At 65.2% G+C, this 17,605-nt stretch carries 17 protein-coding genes; 3 read left to right on the top strand and 14 right to left on the bottom strand.

The window, feature by feature from the left end; all coding sequences use genetic code 11:
* Positions 1 to 99: SDR family NAD(P)-dependent oxidoreductase (locus AO716_RS17320; protein ID WP_152969994.1), on the bottom strand; the 99-nt coding region annotated here is incomplete at its 3' end.
* A 91-nt stretch (positions 100 to 190) separates the two neighbouring features.
* On the opposite strand from AO716_RS17320, the gene AO716_RS13490 reads away from it, so the two are divergent.
* The gene (locus tag AO716_RS13490) at positions 191 to 694 is read left to right on the top strand and encodes a MarR family winged helix-turn-helix transcriptional regulator (RefSeq protein WP_055241538.1); all 504 of its coding nucleotides are present in this window, start codon (positions 191 to 193) and stop codon (positions 692 to 694) included.
* Here AO716_RS13490 and malQ read toward each other — a convergent pair.
* A complete protein-coding gene (gene malQ, locus AO716_RS13485) occupies positions 691 to 2,820 on the bottom strand; it encodes a 4-alpha-glucanotransferase (protein ID WP_055241537.1) in 2,130 nt (709 codons plus the stop codon). The two genes, AO716_RS13490 and malQ, sit on opposite strands and share 4 nt — an antisense overlap.
* Before the next feature lie 98 nt (positions 2,821 to 2,918).
* Positions 2,919 to 3,248, bottom strand: coding sequence for a DUF6221 family protein (locus AO716_RS13480; RefSeq protein WP_055241535.1), 330 nt, complete (start codon positions 3,246 to 3,248; stop codon positions 2,919 to 2,921).
* 122 nt (positions 3,249 to 3,370) lie between these two features.
* Between AO716_RS13480 and AO716_RS13475 the strand changes: the two genes are divergently transcribed.
* Positions 3,371 to 3,610: a hypothetical protein gene (locus AO716_RS13475; protein WP_055241533.1), complete on the top strand. Its 240-nt coding sequence runs from the start codon at positions 3,371 to 3,373 to the stop codon at positions 3,608 to 3,610.
* A 26-nt stretch (positions 3,611 to 3,636) separates the two neighbouring features.
* On the opposite strand, the gene AO716_RS13470 is transcribed toward AO716_RS13475, so the two are convergent.
* From AO716_RS13470 to AO716_RS13425, 10 genes are all read right to left on the bottom strand, one after another.
* A complete protein-coding gene (locus AO716_RS13470) occupies positions 3,637 to 4,392 on the bottom strand; it encodes an SDR family NAD(P)-dependent oxidoreductase (RefSeq protein ID WP_055241530.1) in 756 nt (251 codons plus the stop codon).
* A gap of 53 nt (positions 4,393 to 4,445) precedes the next feature.
* Positions 4,446 to 5,492 carry an enoyl-CoA hydratase/isomerase family protein gene (locus tag AO716_RS13465; RefSeq protein ID WP_082413622.1) on the bottom strand — a complete coding sequence of 349 codons (1,047 nt, stop codon included), beginning with the start codon at positions 5,490 to 5,492 and terminating at the stop codon, positions 4,446 to 4,448.
* 126 nt (positions 5,493 to 5,618) lie between these two features.
* Positions 5,619 to 5,855 carry a hypothetical protein gene (locus AO716_RS13460; RefSeq protein WP_055241528.1) on the bottom strand — a complete coding sequence of 79 codons (237 nt, stop codon included), beginning with the start codon at positions 5,853 to 5,855 and terminating at the stop codon, positions 5,619 to 5,621.
* Positions 5,856 to 6,142: 287 nt separating this feature from the next.
* Positions 6,143 to 6,952: an SDR family oxidoreductase gene (locus tag AO716_RS13455; RefSeq protein ID WP_055241526.1), complete on the bottom strand. Its 810-nt coding sequence runs from the start codon at positions 6,950 to 6,952 to the stop codon at positions 6,143 to 6,145.
* 2 nt (positions 6,953 to 6,954) lie between these two features.
* Positions 6,955 to 10,431 (bottom strand): bifunctional proline dehydrogenase/L-glutamate gamma-semialdehyde dehydrogenase, encoded by a 3,477-nt coding sequence (locus tag AO716_RS13450; protein WP_055241524.1) that lies wholly within the window; start codon positions 10,429 to 10,431, stop codon positions 6,955 to 6,957.
* 83 nt (positions 10,432 to 10,514) lie between these two features.
* Entirely contained in the window at positions 10,515 to 11,030 is a 516-nt protein-coding gene (locus AO716_RS13445) for a DUF805 domain-containing protein (protein ID WP_055241523.1), read from the bottom strand.
* A gap of 163 nt (positions 11,031 to 11,193) precedes the next feature.
* The gene (locus AO716_RS13440; protein WP_055241521.1) at positions 11,194 to 12,123 is read right to left on the bottom strand and encodes a glycosyl hydrolase family 32; all 930 of its coding nucleotides are present in this window, start codon (positions 12,121 to 12,123) and stop codon (positions 11,194 to 11,196) included.
* Positions 12,124 to 12,125: 2 nt separating this feature from the next.
* Positions 12,126 to 13,046, bottom strand: a complete 921-nt coding sequence (locus AO716_RS13435; RefSeq protein WP_082413563.1) for a carbohydrate ABC transporter permease — start codon at positions 13,044 to 13,046, stop codon at positions 12,126 to 12,128.
* Positions 13,047 to 13,048: 2 nt separating this feature from the next.
* Positions 13,049 to 14,008 (bottom strand): carbohydrate ABC transporter permease, encoded by a 960-nt coding sequence (locus AO716_RS13430; RefSeq protein ID WP_229780508.1) that lies wholly within the window; start codon positions 14,006 to 14,008, stop codon positions 13,049 to 13,051.
* A gap of 69 nt (positions 14,009 to 14,077) precedes the next feature.
* Positions 14,078 to 15,409, bottom strand: a complete 1,332-nt coding sequence (locus AO716_RS13425) for an ABC transporter substrate-binding protein (RefSeq protein ID WP_055241520.1) — start codon at positions 15,407 to 15,409, stop codon at positions 14,078 to 14,080.
* 102 nt (positions 15,410 to 15,511) lie between these two features.
* Between AO716_RS13425 and AO716_RS13420 the strand changes: the two genes are divergently transcribed.
* Positions 15,512 to 16,225 carry a GntR family transcriptional regulator gene (locus AO716_RS13420; RefSeq protein ID WP_055241518.1) on the top strand — a complete coding sequence of 238 codons (714 nt, stop codon included), beginning with the start codon at positions 15,512 to 15,514 and terminating at the stop codon, positions 16,223 to 16,225.
* A 79-nt stretch (positions 16,226 to 16,304) separates the two neighbouring features.
* Here AO716_RS13420 and AO716_RS13415 read toward each other — a convergent pair whose 3' ends face one another.
* Positions 16,305 to 17,411: a YsnF/AvaK domain-containing protein gene (locus tag AO716_RS13415; protein ID WP_055241517.1), complete on the bottom strand. Its 1,107-nt coding sequence runs from the start codon at positions 17,409 to 17,411 to the stop codon at positions 16,305 to 16,307.
* Between the last annotated feature and the right edge of the window lie 194 nt (positions 17,412 to 17,605).

Raw genomic sequence — 17,605 nt, 5'->3', positions numbered from 1 at the left:
CACCACAGCAGCACCCTGCCGGGCCAGCTCCCGGGCATACGCCAACCCAAGACCCCGCCCACTACCGGTAACAATCGCGACTTTGCCCGAAAGGGACATGCCAACTCCTCAAATATGTGTCCTGTCTCACACCATGACAACTGACATAATTGATAAAGTCAACAGTTGAAAACAGGCGTACTCTTGATCCATGACTGAGACCGCCCACCGGACCGCGCGCGTTTCCACACCCCCGGCAGCCGAGACAGGAATCGAACGGCTCTACTCTTCGGAGCTGGCAAATGAGACGGAGTTCCTGGCCGCCCGGGCACGTTCGGTCGGTTCCCGCCGCGCCAATGAAGAGCTCGCTGCCCTGGATTTGAAGGTCCGTTCCTATTCGGTCCTGTCCCTGGTCTGCAGCGGACTGAACCCGTCACAGCGTGAGCTTGCTGAGTTCCTGTTCCTGGATCCGAGCCAAATCGTGGCTCTTGTAGACCAGCTCGAAAAGCGGGGCGCCGTGAAGCGCAAGGCGGATCCACGGGACCGGCGGTCCAACATTATTACGCCAACAGCTGCAGGAAAGCGGCTGTACGCGGAAGCAGCGGCAATCGTCCAGGCTGCCGGGGACCACGCATTGAGTGCGCTGTCCCCGGCAGAGCGGGACCAGTTGCGCGACTTGCTTCGGCGGGTGGCGTTCGCCGACCAGCAGGGCTAGCCGGCGGCCAGTGCGCTGTTCATCGCCCGGGCAAGGGAAACGAACCGGGGATTGGCGGCAAGGTCCTCCACCAGCACCGGCTTTCCGTCGGGACCCCCCAGCGGAATGCACCAGTTCGGGTACTCACGGGAAGTGCCCGGCTGGTTTTGCGTGCGCCGCTCCCCCACGGCGTCCGCCAGTCCAACACCCACCAGCACCGACGGCGTCCGGGCGATTAGCCGGTGCAGCGCTTCCACAGTCTCCTGCTCTGAAGCGTCCGCTTCCAGCAGCCCCTCACTGCCCGCCAGCTCAAGCACGCGTGCGGTGGCGGCACGGTCCAGCTCCCGTTCCTCCTCCACCGGCCGGTTCAACAGGCCCAGGGAATCCCGCAACGTGACGTGCTCCCCGGCCAAATAGGCGGCCGCCGGGGGCAAATCGTGCGTGCCGATGGTTGCCAGGGCTCCGACCCGGTAATCGGCCGGCGGGCGGGGCCCGTCTTCCGTCTGCTCAAACCAGAGGATTGAGGTTCCCAGCACTCCCCGTTCCGCCAGGTAGCTCTGGAACCAGGGCTCAAAAACGCCCAGGTCTTCACCGATGACGACGGCGCCGGCCCGGTGGGCTTCCAACGCAAGGATCCCCACGAGCGCCTCGTGGTCGTAGTAAACGTAGGCCCCCTGGCCGGGCGCCTGCCCCCGCGGAATCCACCAGAGCCGGAACAGGCCAAGGATATGGTCCACCCGAACTCCGCCGGCGTGGCGCAGGATAGTGCGCAGCATGTCCCGGTAGGCACCGTAACCGGTTTGCGCCAGACGGTCCGGATCCCAGGGCGGCTGGCTCCAGTCCTGGCCAAGCTGGTTAAACATGTCCGGCGGCGCTCCCACGGACACCTCCGGAACCAGCACGTCGCGCAGTGTCCAGGCATCAGCGCCACCTGGGTGAACGCCGACGGCGAGGTCATGGATGATGCCGATTCCCATTCCCGCGCGGGTAGCTGCCCGCTGCGCGGATTCCAGCTGTTCGTCGCAGATCCACTGGAGCCATTTGTAAAAGCCGATCTCGGCGGCCAGCTCTTCCTCCTTGGCGCGGACCTGCGGACTGTGCAGGCCAGCGCTCCACTCCGGCGCATCGGCCGGATACTCGGCGGCGAGCGCGCACCACAGCGCAAAGCTCTCCAGACCGGGTCCGGCCTCCGTCACGAACTGATCAAACTGCTGTGTGCGTGAGGGGCTGCGCGGCACCTGGTAGACCATGCGCAGGGCCTGCAGTTTGGCAGCGTAGGACGTGTTCCGTTCCAGCAGGCGGGCGTCACGGTTGACGCCCTGCTGCACAGTTGCAAGAGCCTCGACGGCGGTACGATCCTCGGCGCGGAGGTAACCGTACTCGTTGATTGCCTCCACCCTGATGTAGAGCGGGTTGAAGAACCGCCGCGTTGCCGGCAGGTACGGGGAATCTTCCACCGGGGGCACCGGCTGGGCGGCATGCAGCGGATTGATCAGCATAAAGGCGGCACCTGCTTCACCGGACACGGCGGTGAGATCCGCCAGGTCAACCAGGTCTCCGATGCCCCAGGACCGTTCGGAGCGCACTGAATACAGCTGGGCCATCATGCCCCAGGCCCGGTCCCCGGTGGGCGGCGTCTTCAGCGTGTCCGGCGTGACAGCCAGAACGGATTCGGCGCTCAGCTCTCCGGTGGCCAGATGCAGTGTATGCCAGCCCAGCGGGAGATCCGCCGGCAGCGGCAGCTGCCTCGCTTCGAGTTCAGCCCCGTCAACGACGGCTGTTTCCCTTGTCTCCGTGGCAATGGACAGCGGCATCGATCCACCGTCTTCAAGCACGATCCACGCCCGCGGCTGTGCACCTGCTGGAAGGTGGACCTGTACCGGTGCCGGGTGCTGCTGCCGCACCACCACGGCGGGAGGAAGGGCGCTCCGCCAGGGTGCAAGGAGTGCTTCTTCCAGGGATGCCTGGGCCTGTGCCCTTGTTGCGGCGGGCGCACCTCGGGCGGCCAGGATAGTCTGCAGCGACTCATCCGCAACGTGCTGCACTCCGCCGTCCCAGCCGGTGAAGGTTGTAGCGACCTGCTTTGCCTCCGCCAGTTGCTCCAGGAGTGCCCTGTCCGGCAGCACGGCGTCGTCGTTCCCTGTCATGAAGTCTCCATAGTCATGCCTGCCAATCTAGGCATAAAGGCACCGCAGCGACAGGGCCGCAGCACGCAAGCCGGGGAAGTCCGGCGGGGCGGTGGACTTCAGGGGCGTTTTTCCACCAGCCGCCAGACGTCCTGGTAGTCCACGTGCTCGGCGTACGGTGCGGCAAGGGCAGCGAGCGCCAGGGTGGTCCATTCCAGCTCGTCGGCGTAGGTCCGGGTATCGGCCTCAGTGTCCTGCAGCATCCGGGACAGGGCATTGCGGCGGGCGCCGCCGATGATGTCGATCAGCATCAGCTTGGCCTCGCATTCCCGCAGGAGCCGCTCCTCATACCAGCGGTCCGAGAGGGATATCTCTGAGCCGCCGAGCAGTTTGCGGGACTCCGCGGCGTCTTCGTGAAAGCGCGTCAGCAGGAAATCCACGATGTCCATGCCCAGACTTTACGCGCCGGGCACAGCCTGCGGCAGGGGTCCCTGCGCGATCCGGGAATATTTCGGCCCACTTGTCTGGTTGACATAACTAGGTCCCCTTCCGATCACCCCAGGAGTTTAGTTTGCCCTCAGCCAGCACGTCACCATGCCGCACGAATGCCCCTGCCCGCCGTGTCCGCCACATCAGTTCAATCCACCGCGGAGATTACGTTGAAGCCCGCAGCGGCGACCACGTCTATTACCGCGGTGAGGTCCGAGACACTGCCCCCGGGCTCGCCACGCTTTGGCTCAACGATGAGGAAAGCGGCATGCATACGGCTGTGAGCACCGAGGACTTCACTATCTGGCGCACCCAGCGCTGATCCTCCCGGCAGGCGGCGGGTCCGCCCTAGTCGATCAGCGCACCGGCGCTGATATTGATCGTGGTGGCAGTAATGCTTGCAGCCATGTCAGAGGCGGCAAACACAGCGGCATTTCCCACGTCCTCAAGGGTGGCGGCCCGGCCCAGCAGCGTAGCTGACGTGATGGCACCGGCAACGTCGTCATGGCCTTCCATGTCCCGGGGGAGCGACTCAGGAACCCCTCCGGAACGCAGTGTCACCACCCGGATCCCGTAGGGCCCCAGCTCAATGGCCAGCTGGCGCCGCATCGACTCGATCGCCTCGAGGGCGGTGATCAGCCCGCCCAGATACTGCCCCCGGTCCTCTGTTCCGGAGCCGCCGAAGGCCATGATCACCCCGGATTTCTGCTCCATCATGTGGCGGGCAGCAGCCTGCGCCGTAATGAAGGTTGCCTGCACCGCGGTGGAGACCGGCCGCAGGTAATCCTCCACAGACATGGCGGCCATCGGTGTTCCCTGGACGTCACCGTGCTGAATGACATTCAGGGAGATGTCCAGGCTGCCCGCCTCGGAGGCGACGTCGTCCGCGTGCGCATTGACTGCCTGCTGGTTGAGGGCGTCGAGGATCGCTGTCTCCGCCAGCCCTCCGGCTTCGCGGATCTCCGCGGCAACCTCCTGGAGCGGCTCCGGATGCCGCCCGGCAAGGAAGACCCGTGCCCCCTCACGCGCGAAGGCACGCGCGGCTGCGCCGCCAATCGATCCGCCGCCGCCGTAGATGATGGCGTTCCTGCCGTTGAGCAGCATAGTGCTGTCCTTTGCCCGGGGCCTGTGTGGCCACCATTGTGGCACCGGGGGTCTTAGAGGGCCAGCGTCCAGGCAACATCACGGGGATCGACGGCGGCAAGCTCCGAAGGATTCCACACAGGCCGGTCCCGGTCCACCAGACGGGCACGTACGCCTTCGCGGAAGTCCGGGCGTCCTATCATCCGCTCGGCCATCACAAGGTCCCGCTGCAGCACTTTCGCCAGGTCTGGTTCGCGGGCGGCGGCACGGATTCCTTCCAATGCCACAGCAACGGAGAACGGTGCCATCTGCCGGATGGCCTGCGCCGCTTCTCCTGCAGCCGCCTCCGGGCGCTGGTCCAGGCGCTCCAGAATGCCTGCGACGTCGGCGCCTGCATAGCACTCGTCAATCCAGTCCTGCTCCGCTGCAAGCGGGGCGGCAGGAGGTTCGACGGCGAATTTTGCCACTGTGTCCGCGGCATCGGCACCGGCGTTTTCAAGGGCAGCGAGCATCTCCGGGAGAAGGTCCGACGGCACGTAGTAATCAGCGAACCCGCAGAGCACTGCATCAGCACCGGACATCGTGCCTGCTGTCAGGGCCAGGTGTGTTCCAAGTTCCCCTGGAGCCTGGGCCAGCAGGAGTGCGCCGGCGCAGTCCGGACTGAACCCGATCCGAACCTCGGGCATGGCGGCCATGGTGCGTTCGGTGACCACACGGATGCCGGCGTGCGCGGAAACCCCGATGCCGCCGCCCATGACCACTCCGTCCATGACGGCAACATAGGGTTTGGGGAAGGCGGCAACCCGGGCATTCAGGGTGTACTCCGCGCTCCAGAACCGCATGGCTTCGGCATCAGTTCCGGTGGCGATTGCCCGGATGTCCCCTCCGGCACACAGTCCGCGGTCGCCCCCTCCGTAGAGCACCACTGCCTGCACGCTGTCGTCCGCTTCCCAGTCCTGCAGTACACGGTCCATTGCCTCGACCATGGAACGGTCCATGGCGTTCAGGGCCCGCGGACGGTTCAGCCGAATTGTTCCCAGTCCCCCTGATGTCCAGGCCTCCAGCTCCTCTGTGGCGTGTGGTGAGGTAGTGACTGCTGCTGGTGCGGGGGAAGAACTCATGAGAGCAAGCATCCCAAGAATTCTCCTTCCAGCCCAACTCCTGCGACCCCTGAACCGCACGCCAAACATGCCGGCGGCACCGGCCGCGGTTGGTCCGTGGCCGGTGCCTTGCAGTGGGCGGACGGGTTACCAGCGGACTTTACGCTCGCGCGGTCCCTGTCTGCCATTGGCGTGATTCGGTTTTCCCCCCTTGCCCAGGCTTTGCCAGCCGGGAAGGCCGGCTTCCTGCTGCTGGGCTGCAGCAAGGCGCCGCATCCCTTCCTCACTGAGCCGGCGGGCAGCTGCGGGGGCAATGTTCACCTGCAGGTCCGGGTCGGGAATTACCTGGTTGGGCGTTTGGGGTTTCTTGGACGGCTTGGCCATGGTGTGCTCCAGTTCATGTCTGGCTTGCCGGGCCAGTCTCTGCCCTTCCGGGCGTGCCGCGGCGTGAACCACCGGCATTTTTCGAGGTGCAGACGGAAGGACTCGGAGGCCGTAGCCTCAACAAGCTGTTTAATGTGGGGTCTGCTTAGAGCGGTGCGGGACGGCGGGATCCAACAAGGTGTTTCTTCGCCGGCGCGCAGTTCGCTACTCGAAAATGAGCATGTCCATGACGAGCACCGTAGCAGCCAGGTGCGCGGAGGACCAGAGCAAACACAAAACCAACCCGGTTAGCGGAAGCCCCCGTCGGTGCTGAGGACCTGTCCCACCATCCAGCGGCCTTCGTCGCTCACCAGCCAGGCTATGAGCCGGGACGGGTCGTCCGGTTCGCCGAACCGTCCGCCGGGGAAACGCGAAAGCACCTCCGCCAGCACTTCCGGAGGCCGGTCCGCGGTTTCCACATCCAGGTACCCGGTATTGACGGGCCCCGGATTCACCGTGTTCAGAATGATCCCCTGCCGGACCAGCCCGGCGGCCACAGATGCCGTGCTCCCCGCCAGCGCTGCCTTGGACGTGGCATAGGCGATCTCCGCGTCCATGACTCCCCCGTTGATCTGGCCCGAAGTCATCCAGATGACCCGGCCGCCGGGCCTGCCGTCGTGCTGCGCCGCGAACTCCCGGGTTGCGAGCAGCGTGGAGCGGGCATTGACCTGCCAGTGGGCGTCGAGCATCTCCGGGGTCATCTCCGCCAGCGGGCCGTCCCCGCCGCTGCGCGCGTGGTTGCAGACCAGGATGTCCAAATGGCCCAGTTCCCCTGCCGCCGAGCTGATCAGCTCCGAAGCCGCATCCGGTTCGGCCAGGTTGGTGCTTTGGTGTGCCAAAACGGCATCCGGGGCGAGCTGCCCGCGCAGCCCGTCGGCAACTGCCTCAAGGGAGTCCCCGCCCCACGGCTGGTCCAGGTCATGCGGGCGGTAGTGGGCGGTGAAAAGGCTCGCTCCCATCCGGGCGAGCCGCGACGCGACGGCATAGCCAATGCCCTGGCGGCGGCTCACTCCGGTTACGACGGCGGTGCGGCCCGCCAATGGGAGGGGATTGTCCACGCTCAGGGCCTTCCGGGTTCAGTGTCGGCAATCGCGCTGGGGGTTCCGAAGCGGTGGGCCGTAATGCTGATCGCCTGTTCGTGCAGGAACGGCAGCAGTTCCACTCGGCCCGATTCGGTGACCGGCTGCGAGTACACCGCAACGTCGGGCCGTCCGCCCAGTGCTGCCGCCAAGGCGCGGCGGTCTCCGCCCAGCAGGCGGATCCTGGACGGCGGAGTTTCCATGCCCGCCACCCGCGAAAGCCATTCGGCGTCGTTTTCCACCGTGACGGAACAGGAAAAAGCCGCAAGGACAGCGGTAATGCCGGGAGCCAGCGCATCCGGCACCGAGACCGTTACCCCTGATTCCGCCAGCAGCGCCGCCGAGAGGACGCGCAGCACCGACGGCAGCGGTTCGGCCTCGGCCAGCCGGACGTGGACGGGAACCGGCAGGTAGCGGAAAAGGTTCCGTTCCGCCGTGAGCCCGGAGACATCTTTGGCCTGTCCGTATTCGTCCGCCCAGGCAGCGGCGTCGGAAGCCGCAGCACGGTGCAGGAATCCCAGGTCGGTACTGGATAGCACTGATGCGCTGCCGGCCTGCTCCAGCAGGGCGCCAACCTTTTCGCCCGGAGCTGCGTCGGCTTTCGAGGCTTCGGTGCTCCAGCTGCCCAGTCCCAGCAGGTAGTTGGGACCACCGGCCTTGGTTCCGGCTCCCACTGATGATTTCTTCCAACCGCCAAAGGGCTGCCTGCGGACAATAGCGCCGGTGATCCCCCGGTTCACGTAGAGGTTGCCCGCTTCCACAGCTCCGGTCCAGTAGCTGATCTCTTCCGGGTCCAGCGAATGCAGCCCGGCGGTGAGCCCATAGTCCACCTGGTTCTGAAGCCGGACTGCGTCCTGGAGCGTTTCGGCCCGCATGACGCCCAGTACCGGGCCGAAGTACTCGGTGAGGTGGAACTCCGAGCCCGGCTGCACGCCGGCACGGATGCCCGGGGTCCAGACGCGTCCTTCGGCGTCGAGCTTTTGGGGCTGGAGCACCCAGGTCTCCCCCGGTCCCAGCTCGGTGAGTCCGCGCAGCAGTTTGCCGGATGCAGGTTCGATAACGGGCCCCATTTGGGTCCGGGGGTCCTCCGGCTGTCCCACCACCAGGGACTGCACAGCGTCCAGCAGCTGGTGGTGAAAGCGGCGGGACTCAGCCACTGAAGCCACCAGTATCACCAGTGAAGCGGCAGAACACTTCTGCCCGGCGTGCCCGAATGCCGACGCCGCCACGTCGCGGGCGGCCAGGTCAAAGTCCGCGCTGGGGGTCACGACTATCGCGTTCTTGCCCGAAGTCTCAGCCAGCAGCTCCAGGTCAGGCCGGAAGGAGCGGAACAGTTCCGCGGTTTCATAGGCGCCCGTCAGGATGACCCGGTCAACCGCCGGATGGGATATGAGTTCACGGCCCAGCTCGGACTCGCCCAGCTGCACAAACCGCAGGACGTCCCTTGGCACACCCGCTTCCCACAGTGCCTCCGCCAGTAGCGCCCCGCAGCGTGCTGCCGGCCCGGCGGGCTTGAGGATCACGGCCGACCCCGCCGCCAGGGCTGCCAGCGTGGAACCGGCCGGTATTGCCACAGGGAAGTTCCATGGCGGAGTTACGAGCGTGAGGCGGGCCGGGTGGAACCGGGCGCCGTCGACCGCGTCCAGTTCACGGGCACGCTCAGCGTAGTAGCGGGCGAAGTCGATGGCCTCGGACACCTCTGGGTCGCCCTGGTCCAGGGTCTTGGCCGCTTCAGCTGCCATGACTTCCAGCAGCTCTGCACGCCGCGATTCCAGGACGTCCCCGGCCCGGTGCAGGATTTCCGCCCGTCCGGCACCGCCCAGGGCCGCCCAGCTTGCCTGGGCGGCCGCCGCTCCGGTCATGACTTCTTCGAGCTGTTCTTCGGTTTCGACGCGTGACGCGGCCAGGAGGCCAAGGCCGAGATCTGATCCCGGCACCCGGGACAGGATGTCCCGTCCCCAGCCCCGGTTGGCTGGGAGCGAAGGATCGGTGTCCGGGGTGTTCCCGAATTCCTCCGGCCCGGGCTCGGGGGACAGGGTACGGTCCTGCTGTCGCCGGGGCGTGGGAACACTGCTGTCCGCAGCCGCCAGGGAATCCAGGAACCGCTGCTTTTCGCGTTCGAAGAGCTTTTCCTCCTCCGCCAGGTCAAAGACTGCGGACATGAAGTTCTCGCTGCTGGCGCCTTCTTCCAGCCGCCGCACCAGGTAGGCAATGGCGACGTCGAACTCCTGCGGGTGCACCACGGGTGTGTAGAGCAGCAGTGAACCGACCTCCCTCTTGACCACTTCGGCCTGCGCAGTGGCCATCCCGAGCAGCATCTCCACGTCAATGCCGTCCCGGACTCCGCGGGCTCCGGCGAGCAGCCAGGCATACGCGATGTCGAACAGGTTGTGTCCGGCGACGCCGACCCGCACGTTGCGGATCCGTTCAGGGTGGAGCGAGTAGTCGAGGACGCGCTTGTAGTTCGCATCCGTTTCGAGCTTTGACCCCCAGGTGGCCAGCGGCCACCCGTGCAGGGAAGCCTCCACCTGCTCCATGGGAAGGTTGGCACCCTTGACCAGCCGCACCTTGATGGGTGCACCCCCGGCGGCACGGCGGGAAGCGGCGAACTCCTGCAGCCGCTGCATGGCGGCCAGCGCATCAGGCAGGTAGGCCTGGAGCACCAGGCCCGCTTCAAGGTTATGGAACTCGGGCCGGGACAGTAGTTCCATGAAGACCGCCATGGTCAGCTCAAGATCCTTGTACTCCTCCATATCCAGGTTGATGAACTTGGGGCGGGGGGATCCTGCTGCCAGCCGGTAAAGCGGGGCAAGGGTTTCCGCCACGTCGGCGACGGCTTCGTTGAAGGCCCACGGCGCGTGGGGAGCCACAGTGGATGAGACCTTGATGCTGACGTAGTCGACGTCGCTGCGCTCCAGCAGCCGGCGGGTACCTTCCAGCCGCCGTTCAGCTTCCCGGCGGCCCAGCACTGCTTCGCCGAGCAGGTTCATGTTCAGCCGGACACCGTCGCGGCGCAGCCTGGCGATGGACTGGCCCAGACGGTCCTCGGAAGCGTCAATGATCAGGTGACCCACCATGCTCCGCAACGCCCGCCTGGCAGCGGGGACCACAACTGACGGAACGGCCGGACCCAGCACTCCGCCAGTACGTACGGCGGCCTTCAAATACCAGGGAAGGAATCCGGGAACCTGGGGGGCAAGGTTGGCGAGGTTCCGGGCAGCGACCTGCAGGTCTTCGGGACGGATCACCCCGTCAACGAAGCCGACGGTAAAGCCGAGGCCGCCGGGGTCCTTGAGGACACCGGCCAGCTGCGCAGCAGAGGCGTCCACTTCGAGAGTGGACGCCTCTGCGAGCCAGGTTCGAACCAGCTGGATGGATTCCTCCGCGAGGTTGGCGGATTCGGAATCGGAGCTGTAGGGGGCATCATTGCCGGGGTGTGGCGATGTGGTGTGGGTCATCCTCCCAGTATTGGAGTCTTTGCTCCCAATCGGAAGGGGCACCCCGTTTCACCTGCGGTTATGCTCCCCGGGTCCTTGGATGGCTAGGACTGGTACGGTGCCTGCGGGTACGCGCCGTACTGCTGGGCGCCGGCGTCGAACCGGGCGCCTTCCGGCTTGCTGGGCATCAGGGAGAAGACAAGGATGGCAATGCCGCCCACACCCGGAATCAGACCAAGCAGGATCAGCCAGCCGTTGAACCCGCCGTCGTGCAGGCGCCGCACCGTCAGCGCGAGGCTCGGCACCAGGGTGGCCAGCGACCAGAGGCCAATCAGCGCGTAGGGGAACAAAAAGCCGGTACCTTCCAGTTCGCCGGTCACCGGATCCACGCTGCCGGCTGCCGCCGCGAACATCCAGATGACCAGCGCGGTGATGACAACGAAGTTCACCAGCATCCACCACCAGTATTCGCTGCGGCTCGCCCGGCCGGAGAAGGTGGCGTACTTCTTGAAGAACCGCTTGACGGCATCTCCAATGCCTGCGCCATAGAGCGGCTGGGACAGGTCTGTGGTGCCGGGCTGGGCCGGCGTGTACGGGTTGGGTGCAGAGTGCTGTGACATTCGAATTTCCCCCTGTGAGTAGAAAATGAAGCCTGCTTAGTGCGCGGGCTGGCGATCGGATCATAGCCCACGGATTTGCTGTCGTCGAACCCGTTATCGCAGGTCAGAGCTATGTTCATGCGGACGCATAATTCTCTCCACCCGGGCAGTGGCCGCAGGCGGTTCAGCTGAAGAGCGGTGCGCCGTTCGTCAGTTCCTTTAGCGTCGTTGGGCCTGAAATCTCCCCCGTAAAACTGCCGTTCTGGAATCCGAACAAGACCCATTCGCCGTCGCGCTTTTGAACCAGCTGGGCCGCGTAGATGCCTTCGAGATAAAATTCGGCGCTCTCCTCCAGTTTCCACGGACCCAAAAGTGATCCGCCCGGAGCAATCCAGGTTCCGGTGGGAACACGCGGCGCATCCACGCCGGGAGCGAATTCGGGCAGGCAGGAAAAGATCAGCACCGGCTGTCCGTCCACTATCCGGGACTGGATGACTTCCATCTCGCCGAACCCGGCCGGACCCGACAACGGCGGGCGGACTTCCCAGTCCTCCAGATCCGGGCTGACCGCGTGGCCCACTACCGCACGGCCGGCCGGGTCGCCTTCGCGGGAACGGGCCGTCACGAGCATGTGCCACAGTGCGGTGTCTTCATCCCAGAACACAAACGGATCCCGCCAGGCTTCATCCGGCCAGGTCCCCTCCCCCAGCTTCTCGTACCAGCGCGGGTCCGCCTCCAGCGGCGGACGGTCCCGGCGCGTCCACGTCACCATGTCCTCCGAAACGGCCATTCCGATCCGCTGCTGCAGTCCATTCTCTGCCCGGCTTACACCCGTGTAGAAAAGATGCCAGCGCCCGTCCGCACCCTGCACCGTGCATCCGGTCCACGTGGCCAGGTCATCCCAGGCCGGACCGTCGGCAGCCACCAGGGCATCCGGCAGCAGCTCCCAGTCCTCCAGGTCGTTCGAAACGGCATGGCCGATCGACGCGCGGTAGTGCCTGCGCTGTGGATCCTGCAGGGCACGGGAGGCGCGCAGGAAAAACAGGTGGTACTGCTCGCCGTCGTCAGCCAGCCAGCTGTCCCAGGCCCAGTGGTCGTTGAGGCGGAAGACCATGTTTATCCCTTCACCGCGGAGGAGGCGACGCCTTCAATGAACCAGCGCTGGAAGAGCAGGAACACAACGAGTACCGGCAGCACCAGCAGTACGCCGAAGGCCATTACCTGCCCCCAGGCAGGGGGCAGCTGGCCTGCGAACACGCTGATTTGCAGCGGCAGCGGCCGCAGGTTGGGTTCGGAGACCATCAGCACAGGCCAGAGGAAGGCGCCCCACTGGGTGAGGAAGGTCAGGATGGCCACAGACGCGTAGACCGGCTTGCTCATCGGAGCGATGATCAGCGCAAAGATCCGCCACGGTCCGGCACCGTCCAGCCGGGCTGCCTCGTCAATGCTGCGCGGGATGCCGGAGAAGAATGAATAGAACAGGAAGATCGAGAGGGCGTTGCCGATGAACGGGACGATCTGTATCCACAGCGTGTTCCGTGCGTCGTTGTACAGGTAGAACATGGGGACGGCGACCGCTTCAAAGGGCACGATCAGCAGCATCAGGATGCCCAGCAGTGCAATCCCCCTGCCCTTCCACTCCAAGCGGGACAGTGCGAACGCGGCCATCGAGTTCACCACCAAACCGAGGCCGACGACGGCGACGGTCACCGTGAAGGAAACCAAAAAGAACCGCCAGAGGTGTCCGGTGCTGTCCGAGGACAGGCTCGCGGTGACACCCGAATAGTTGTGCAGGCCCCAGTGGGAGACGTCGAAGACCTTGAAGCCTGCCAGCGTGTCCGACGCCGGAGCGAAGGACGCAGCGACCATGTACGCGACCGGTGCCAGGAACACCAGGCTGGTGATGACCAGGGCGAAGTAGTGCACGGTGATACCGGCGCGGTGCCGCGGGCTGCTTCGGCGCAGCCGGGGTGCGGCGGGAGTTCCTGCCGGAGCAGCACTGTTCCGTGGTCCGCTGTTTTGGATAGTGGTTGCCATGCCTAGGCCTCCCGTTCGCGCGTGAGCCGGCGCTGGATCAGGGACAGGATCAGCACCAGGATGAAGAAGACCACGGAGATGGCGCTGGCGCGGCCAATGTTGTTCTGGTCAAAGGCTGCGGTGACGGCCTGATACATGACGGTGCGTGTGGCGTCCTCGTTGAGGCCCCCGCCGGATTTGGCCAAAACATAAATCTGGTCGAAGACGCGCAGCGAGAGGATGGTCGTGTAGAGCGCTACAAAGACGAGCGTGGTACGGATGCCTGGAAGGGTAACGTGCAGCAGCCGCTGCCAGCCGTTGGCGCGGTCCAGCTCAGCCGCCTCGTACAGCTCACCGGGCACCTGCTGGAGGGCAGCCAGAAGGATTACCATCTGGAAGCCGCAGCCCTGCCAAATGGACAGCACGATCACCGATCCCAGGGCGGTCAGCTCCGAGCCGAGCCAGTCCTGGGCGCCGAAATTGCCGCCGGAGAAGAAATTGAGCGTGGCATTAAGCAGGCCCTGGTCGCCGCGGGCCAGGATCAGCCGCCAGATGATCGCCACCAGCGCCATCGGGAAAATCACGGGCAGGAAGTACACCGCTCGGAATACCGCCATACCCGGCAGCGCCCGCTTCACCAGCATGGCCAGGGCCAGCGCCAGTGCGGTCTGCACGGGGACCACAATGACGGCGAAGATCAGGTTGTGCCCAAGAGAACTAAGGAACTGGGCGGAGACATCCGGGTCTGTCAGGATGCGGGCGTATTGGGTGAAACCCATGAAGTTTGGTTCGCGGGGATCACCGAGCCGGACGTTGTAGAGCGAAAACCCGATGGCGGCCACAAACGGCACCGCCACGAACAGGATAAGCAGCAGCATGGCCGGGGCGGCCATGGCAGGCCCGGCGGCGCCGCGGCGCCTGGCCGGACGCGCAGGCGTTTCCGGCGTTCCGCTCTTGGGCGGCAGCAGTGACGTGGTGGTCATGACGGATTCCTCCATCCCGCTTTGGGCGGGGCCGGGCACTGCGCGTGCCCGGCCCCGCCGCAGCTGGGATTATTCGTCTTCGTAGCCGTTGTTGTCGGTGAAGTCGGAGTCGATGGCGCGCGCCGCCTTGTCCAGCTCTTCCTTCACGTCCGCACCGCCCCAAATGGCGAGCAGGGCGCTGCCAACGGAACTGGTGACCGTTGGGTAGCCCGGGGTTACCGGGCGGGCGACGGCGATGCACTCGGCGGTGACGTCCTCCGAACCACAGGCGGAGGCGAGGTTGTCCGCGAAGAGGGCCAGCGGCTTGCCGTCGCCGTAGAGTTCACTGGTTTCCAGGGCAGAGGTGCTGCCCGGGATCGCGGCATTGGCGTCGGTCATGGCGGTGATGGCCTCATCCGACATCAGGAAGTCCAGGAACGCGCCGGCAGCTTCCTCGTTGCCTTCGGCGGCAGGGGTGGCACCCCACTGCCACGAGCCATGGCCGGCCTTGGTGCCGTTGCCGAAGTCAGGCAGTGGCATCAGCACCAGGTCTTCACCGAGCGCCTCACTGAAGCCGGGGTACATCCAGTTACCGGTCCAGGTCAGGGCTACCTGACCTTCCTGAAACGCAGTGCCGCTGGTGTTCGGATCCGTGTATTCCTTCCAGGAAGACCATTCGGTCAGCGCGTCGACGTTCTCCTGGGAATTGAGCACGCCTTCAGCCTTGCCGTCCTTCATCAGCGTGCCGCCGGCCGACCACAGGTTGGGGCTGGTGGTGAACAGACCCCATTCTGCGGCGAAGGAGTTCGCTTCACCGAGGTCGATCGCGTTACCCGAAGGGCTGACCTCGGCCAGCTTGGCCAGGTTGGACCGGAATTCTTCTACGCTCCAGGCTTCCCCGGCAGTTGCCGGAGCTTCGAGGCCTGCCGCTTCGAGCAGGGAGGCATTGCCCCAGAGCCCAAGTCCGACGTCGAACATGCCAACCGCGTAGGTTTCACCGTTGTAGGTGCCGCTCTCCTTCACACCGCCGATCCGGTTCTCCAGGACCTCTTCGGAGACGATCCCCTCGAGCGGGACCAGCTTGCGGTCGTAGACGAAGGAAGCCATGGTCGGAGCATCCATTTCCATGATGTCCGGCAGGTCCTCGGCCTTGGTGGCCTGAACAGTGCTGGTGTAGTCAGCTTCAGGCACCAGCGTCAGTTCGACCGTGATGTCCTCATTGGCATCGTTGAACTGATCCACCAGGCTCTGCAGTGCTTCCGCCTCGGAGGCCTGGCCGGAGTGGGCCCAGACTTCCAGCGTGCCATCGGCTTCATTGCCGGCCTCACCATTGCCGCCGCATGCCGTCAGCACCAGAGCCAGCGCTACGCCGGCGGCCCCCATCGATCCGGCGCGCAGCCGGGTCTTCCTTCTTGAACGCATTTCCGCCCTTCCCGTAGGTTCCCCATGCCATAAGCAAGTGGGCTGTCAATGTCGTTCAGTTTGGCCTAGACCAATTTGAGAGTCAATCGCTATGCTGAAGCCGTGACGTCACATTCCCATCCCGCTCCGAAGTACTACGTACTCAAGGAGCGGATTCGCGCCCTGGCCGCGAAAGGGGAGCCCGGCACGCTCATTTCCACTGAACGGGCCCTTGCCGCTGAGTACGGAACCTCCCGAACCACGGTCAGGCAGGCCATCGCAGAACTTGTTGCGGAAGGCGTACTGGACCGGACCCAGGGCCACGGCACATTCGTGGCCCATAACCGTCCAACCTATGTCCGCCAGCTGACTTCCTTCACCGAGGACGCCGCGGCCCAGCACCTTCGTACATCCTCCGAGCTACTGGGCATTTCCACCGTGCCTGCAGAAGGCGAAGCGGCACATCGGCTTCAGCAATCCGCCGGTGCGCCGTTAACCCGGGTTGAACGTATCCGCCTCATCAACGAGGAACCGCTGGCCCATGAGACGGCGCTTCTCCCGGGTGAACTGCCGCAACTTGCCGACGCACTGGCCCACAGCGGTTCGCTTTATGCCGCACTCCAGGAGAGCTACGGCATTCGCATTACGGATGCCGAGGACACCGTGGAGACCCAGCTGGCCGGACCGGAAGACGTGCGGCTGCTTGGCCTGGAAATGGGCTTCCCGCTGCTGCTTATCCACAGGCTGGGTCTTGCCGGGGATACGCCCGCGGAGTGGACGCGTTCGGTGTTCCGCGGCGACAGGTTCCGCTTCCAGGCCCGGCGCCACCGGGACTAAACCACAGCCCACACGGTGAAACCCCGCCGGCACTGAGCCGGCGGGGTTCCGTAAAAGGACTGTTTATCCAGCCGAATGGCTAGCGTGAACCGCCTGATCCCGAGCTGCCGGAACCGGAATCATGCCCCGAACCGGAGTCATGGTGTCCGGAGCTGTGGTGCCCGGATTCCTGCCCTGAACCGGAGCCGCTCTCGCTGCCCGCAGACATGGTCCGCCCCGAAGCGTCCTCCACCTCGGTGTCGATCTTCTCCTTGCGCACGTCTCCGGAAACGGTTTCCGTGTCGGTGACGGTTTCGGTGTCCAGCCGGATCCGCTCCACCGGTTCGGTGTGCTTCTGGACCACGGGCTCTTCGCTGTGCAGCGTGACCTCGTACTCATCTTCCCGGATCTCCGGGCCGCTCATCGCTGCGTCGCGGTTCGCATCGGTGATCGGTTCGCGTTCGATCACCACTTCTTCGTGACTGACCGGCACCTCGGTGGTGACCGTGTCAGTTACGGTGTATTTCCGCAGCCTGGCCCGCCCGGTCTCATGACGTTCGGTGCCAATGTCGAGTTTCTCCTCGGAGCGCGTCATGGCGTCGTCGATTCCTGAACCCGATGTGCCGGACATCCCGGTTGTTCCCGATGTGCCCGCCCCCGAGCCGACGCCCGTTCCGGACCCCGAACCCATACCTGAGCCGGTGCCTGAACCCACGCCTGATCCGGAGCCCATGCCGGATCCTGAACCCACCCCGGAGCCGGACTGTGTGTCATCAACCAAACCCGAACGGGTTCCGCTGGTATCGGAAACCGTCTCCGTGTCCGATTCGACGAGTGTGTCCGTTCCTGCATCCGCGTCCACCGATTCGACGTCCGACGTTCCGTCGTCATAGGTGAACCCGTAATAGCGGTAGAGGGTCACTTCCTCCTCAGCGCTAATAGAGCCGTCACTGGCGATCTGCGGCGCGTTCTTCACCTCATCCTTGGAGTAAGGCACCAGGACGTCGATGCCCTCCACGCTTGCCTCACTGAGCGGGACAAACGTCTCGCTGGTACCAAAGAGGCCGGTGTTGACGGTAACCCAGGCCGGTTCGTTGGTCTGGTCATCGAGGTAGAACGTTCCCACTGATCCGATTTTGTCGCCGTTGGGACCGAGTACGTTCCCCGAAGCGGCCATGAGTCCTTCGACCTGCTCATTGCTGATCATCGTGTGTTCTCCTTCGGCAGCGTCTGCGCCGGGGGCCCGGCACAGCGATCACGATTCCGAACCAGAACCCGTTCCAGCCGCTTCCGCCCGCGGCGGCGGGATCACGGTGAGCGAAGGTGTTCTCCACCCTGCTTTACCGGTGCAGGTCCTGGCTCCCTATGGCCATTTCTCCGGCCGGGCCTGAATTGCCAAGC

Origin of the sequence: Arthrobacter sp. Edens01 (genome assembly GCF_001307035.1) — a bacterium.
Lineage (GTDB): Bacteria > Actinomycetota > Actinomycetes > Actinomycetales > Micrococcaceae > Arthrobacter_B.
The sequence above is the reverse complement of the archived record's forward strand: the minus strand, read 5'-3'. Positions and strand labels throughout refer to the sequence as shown.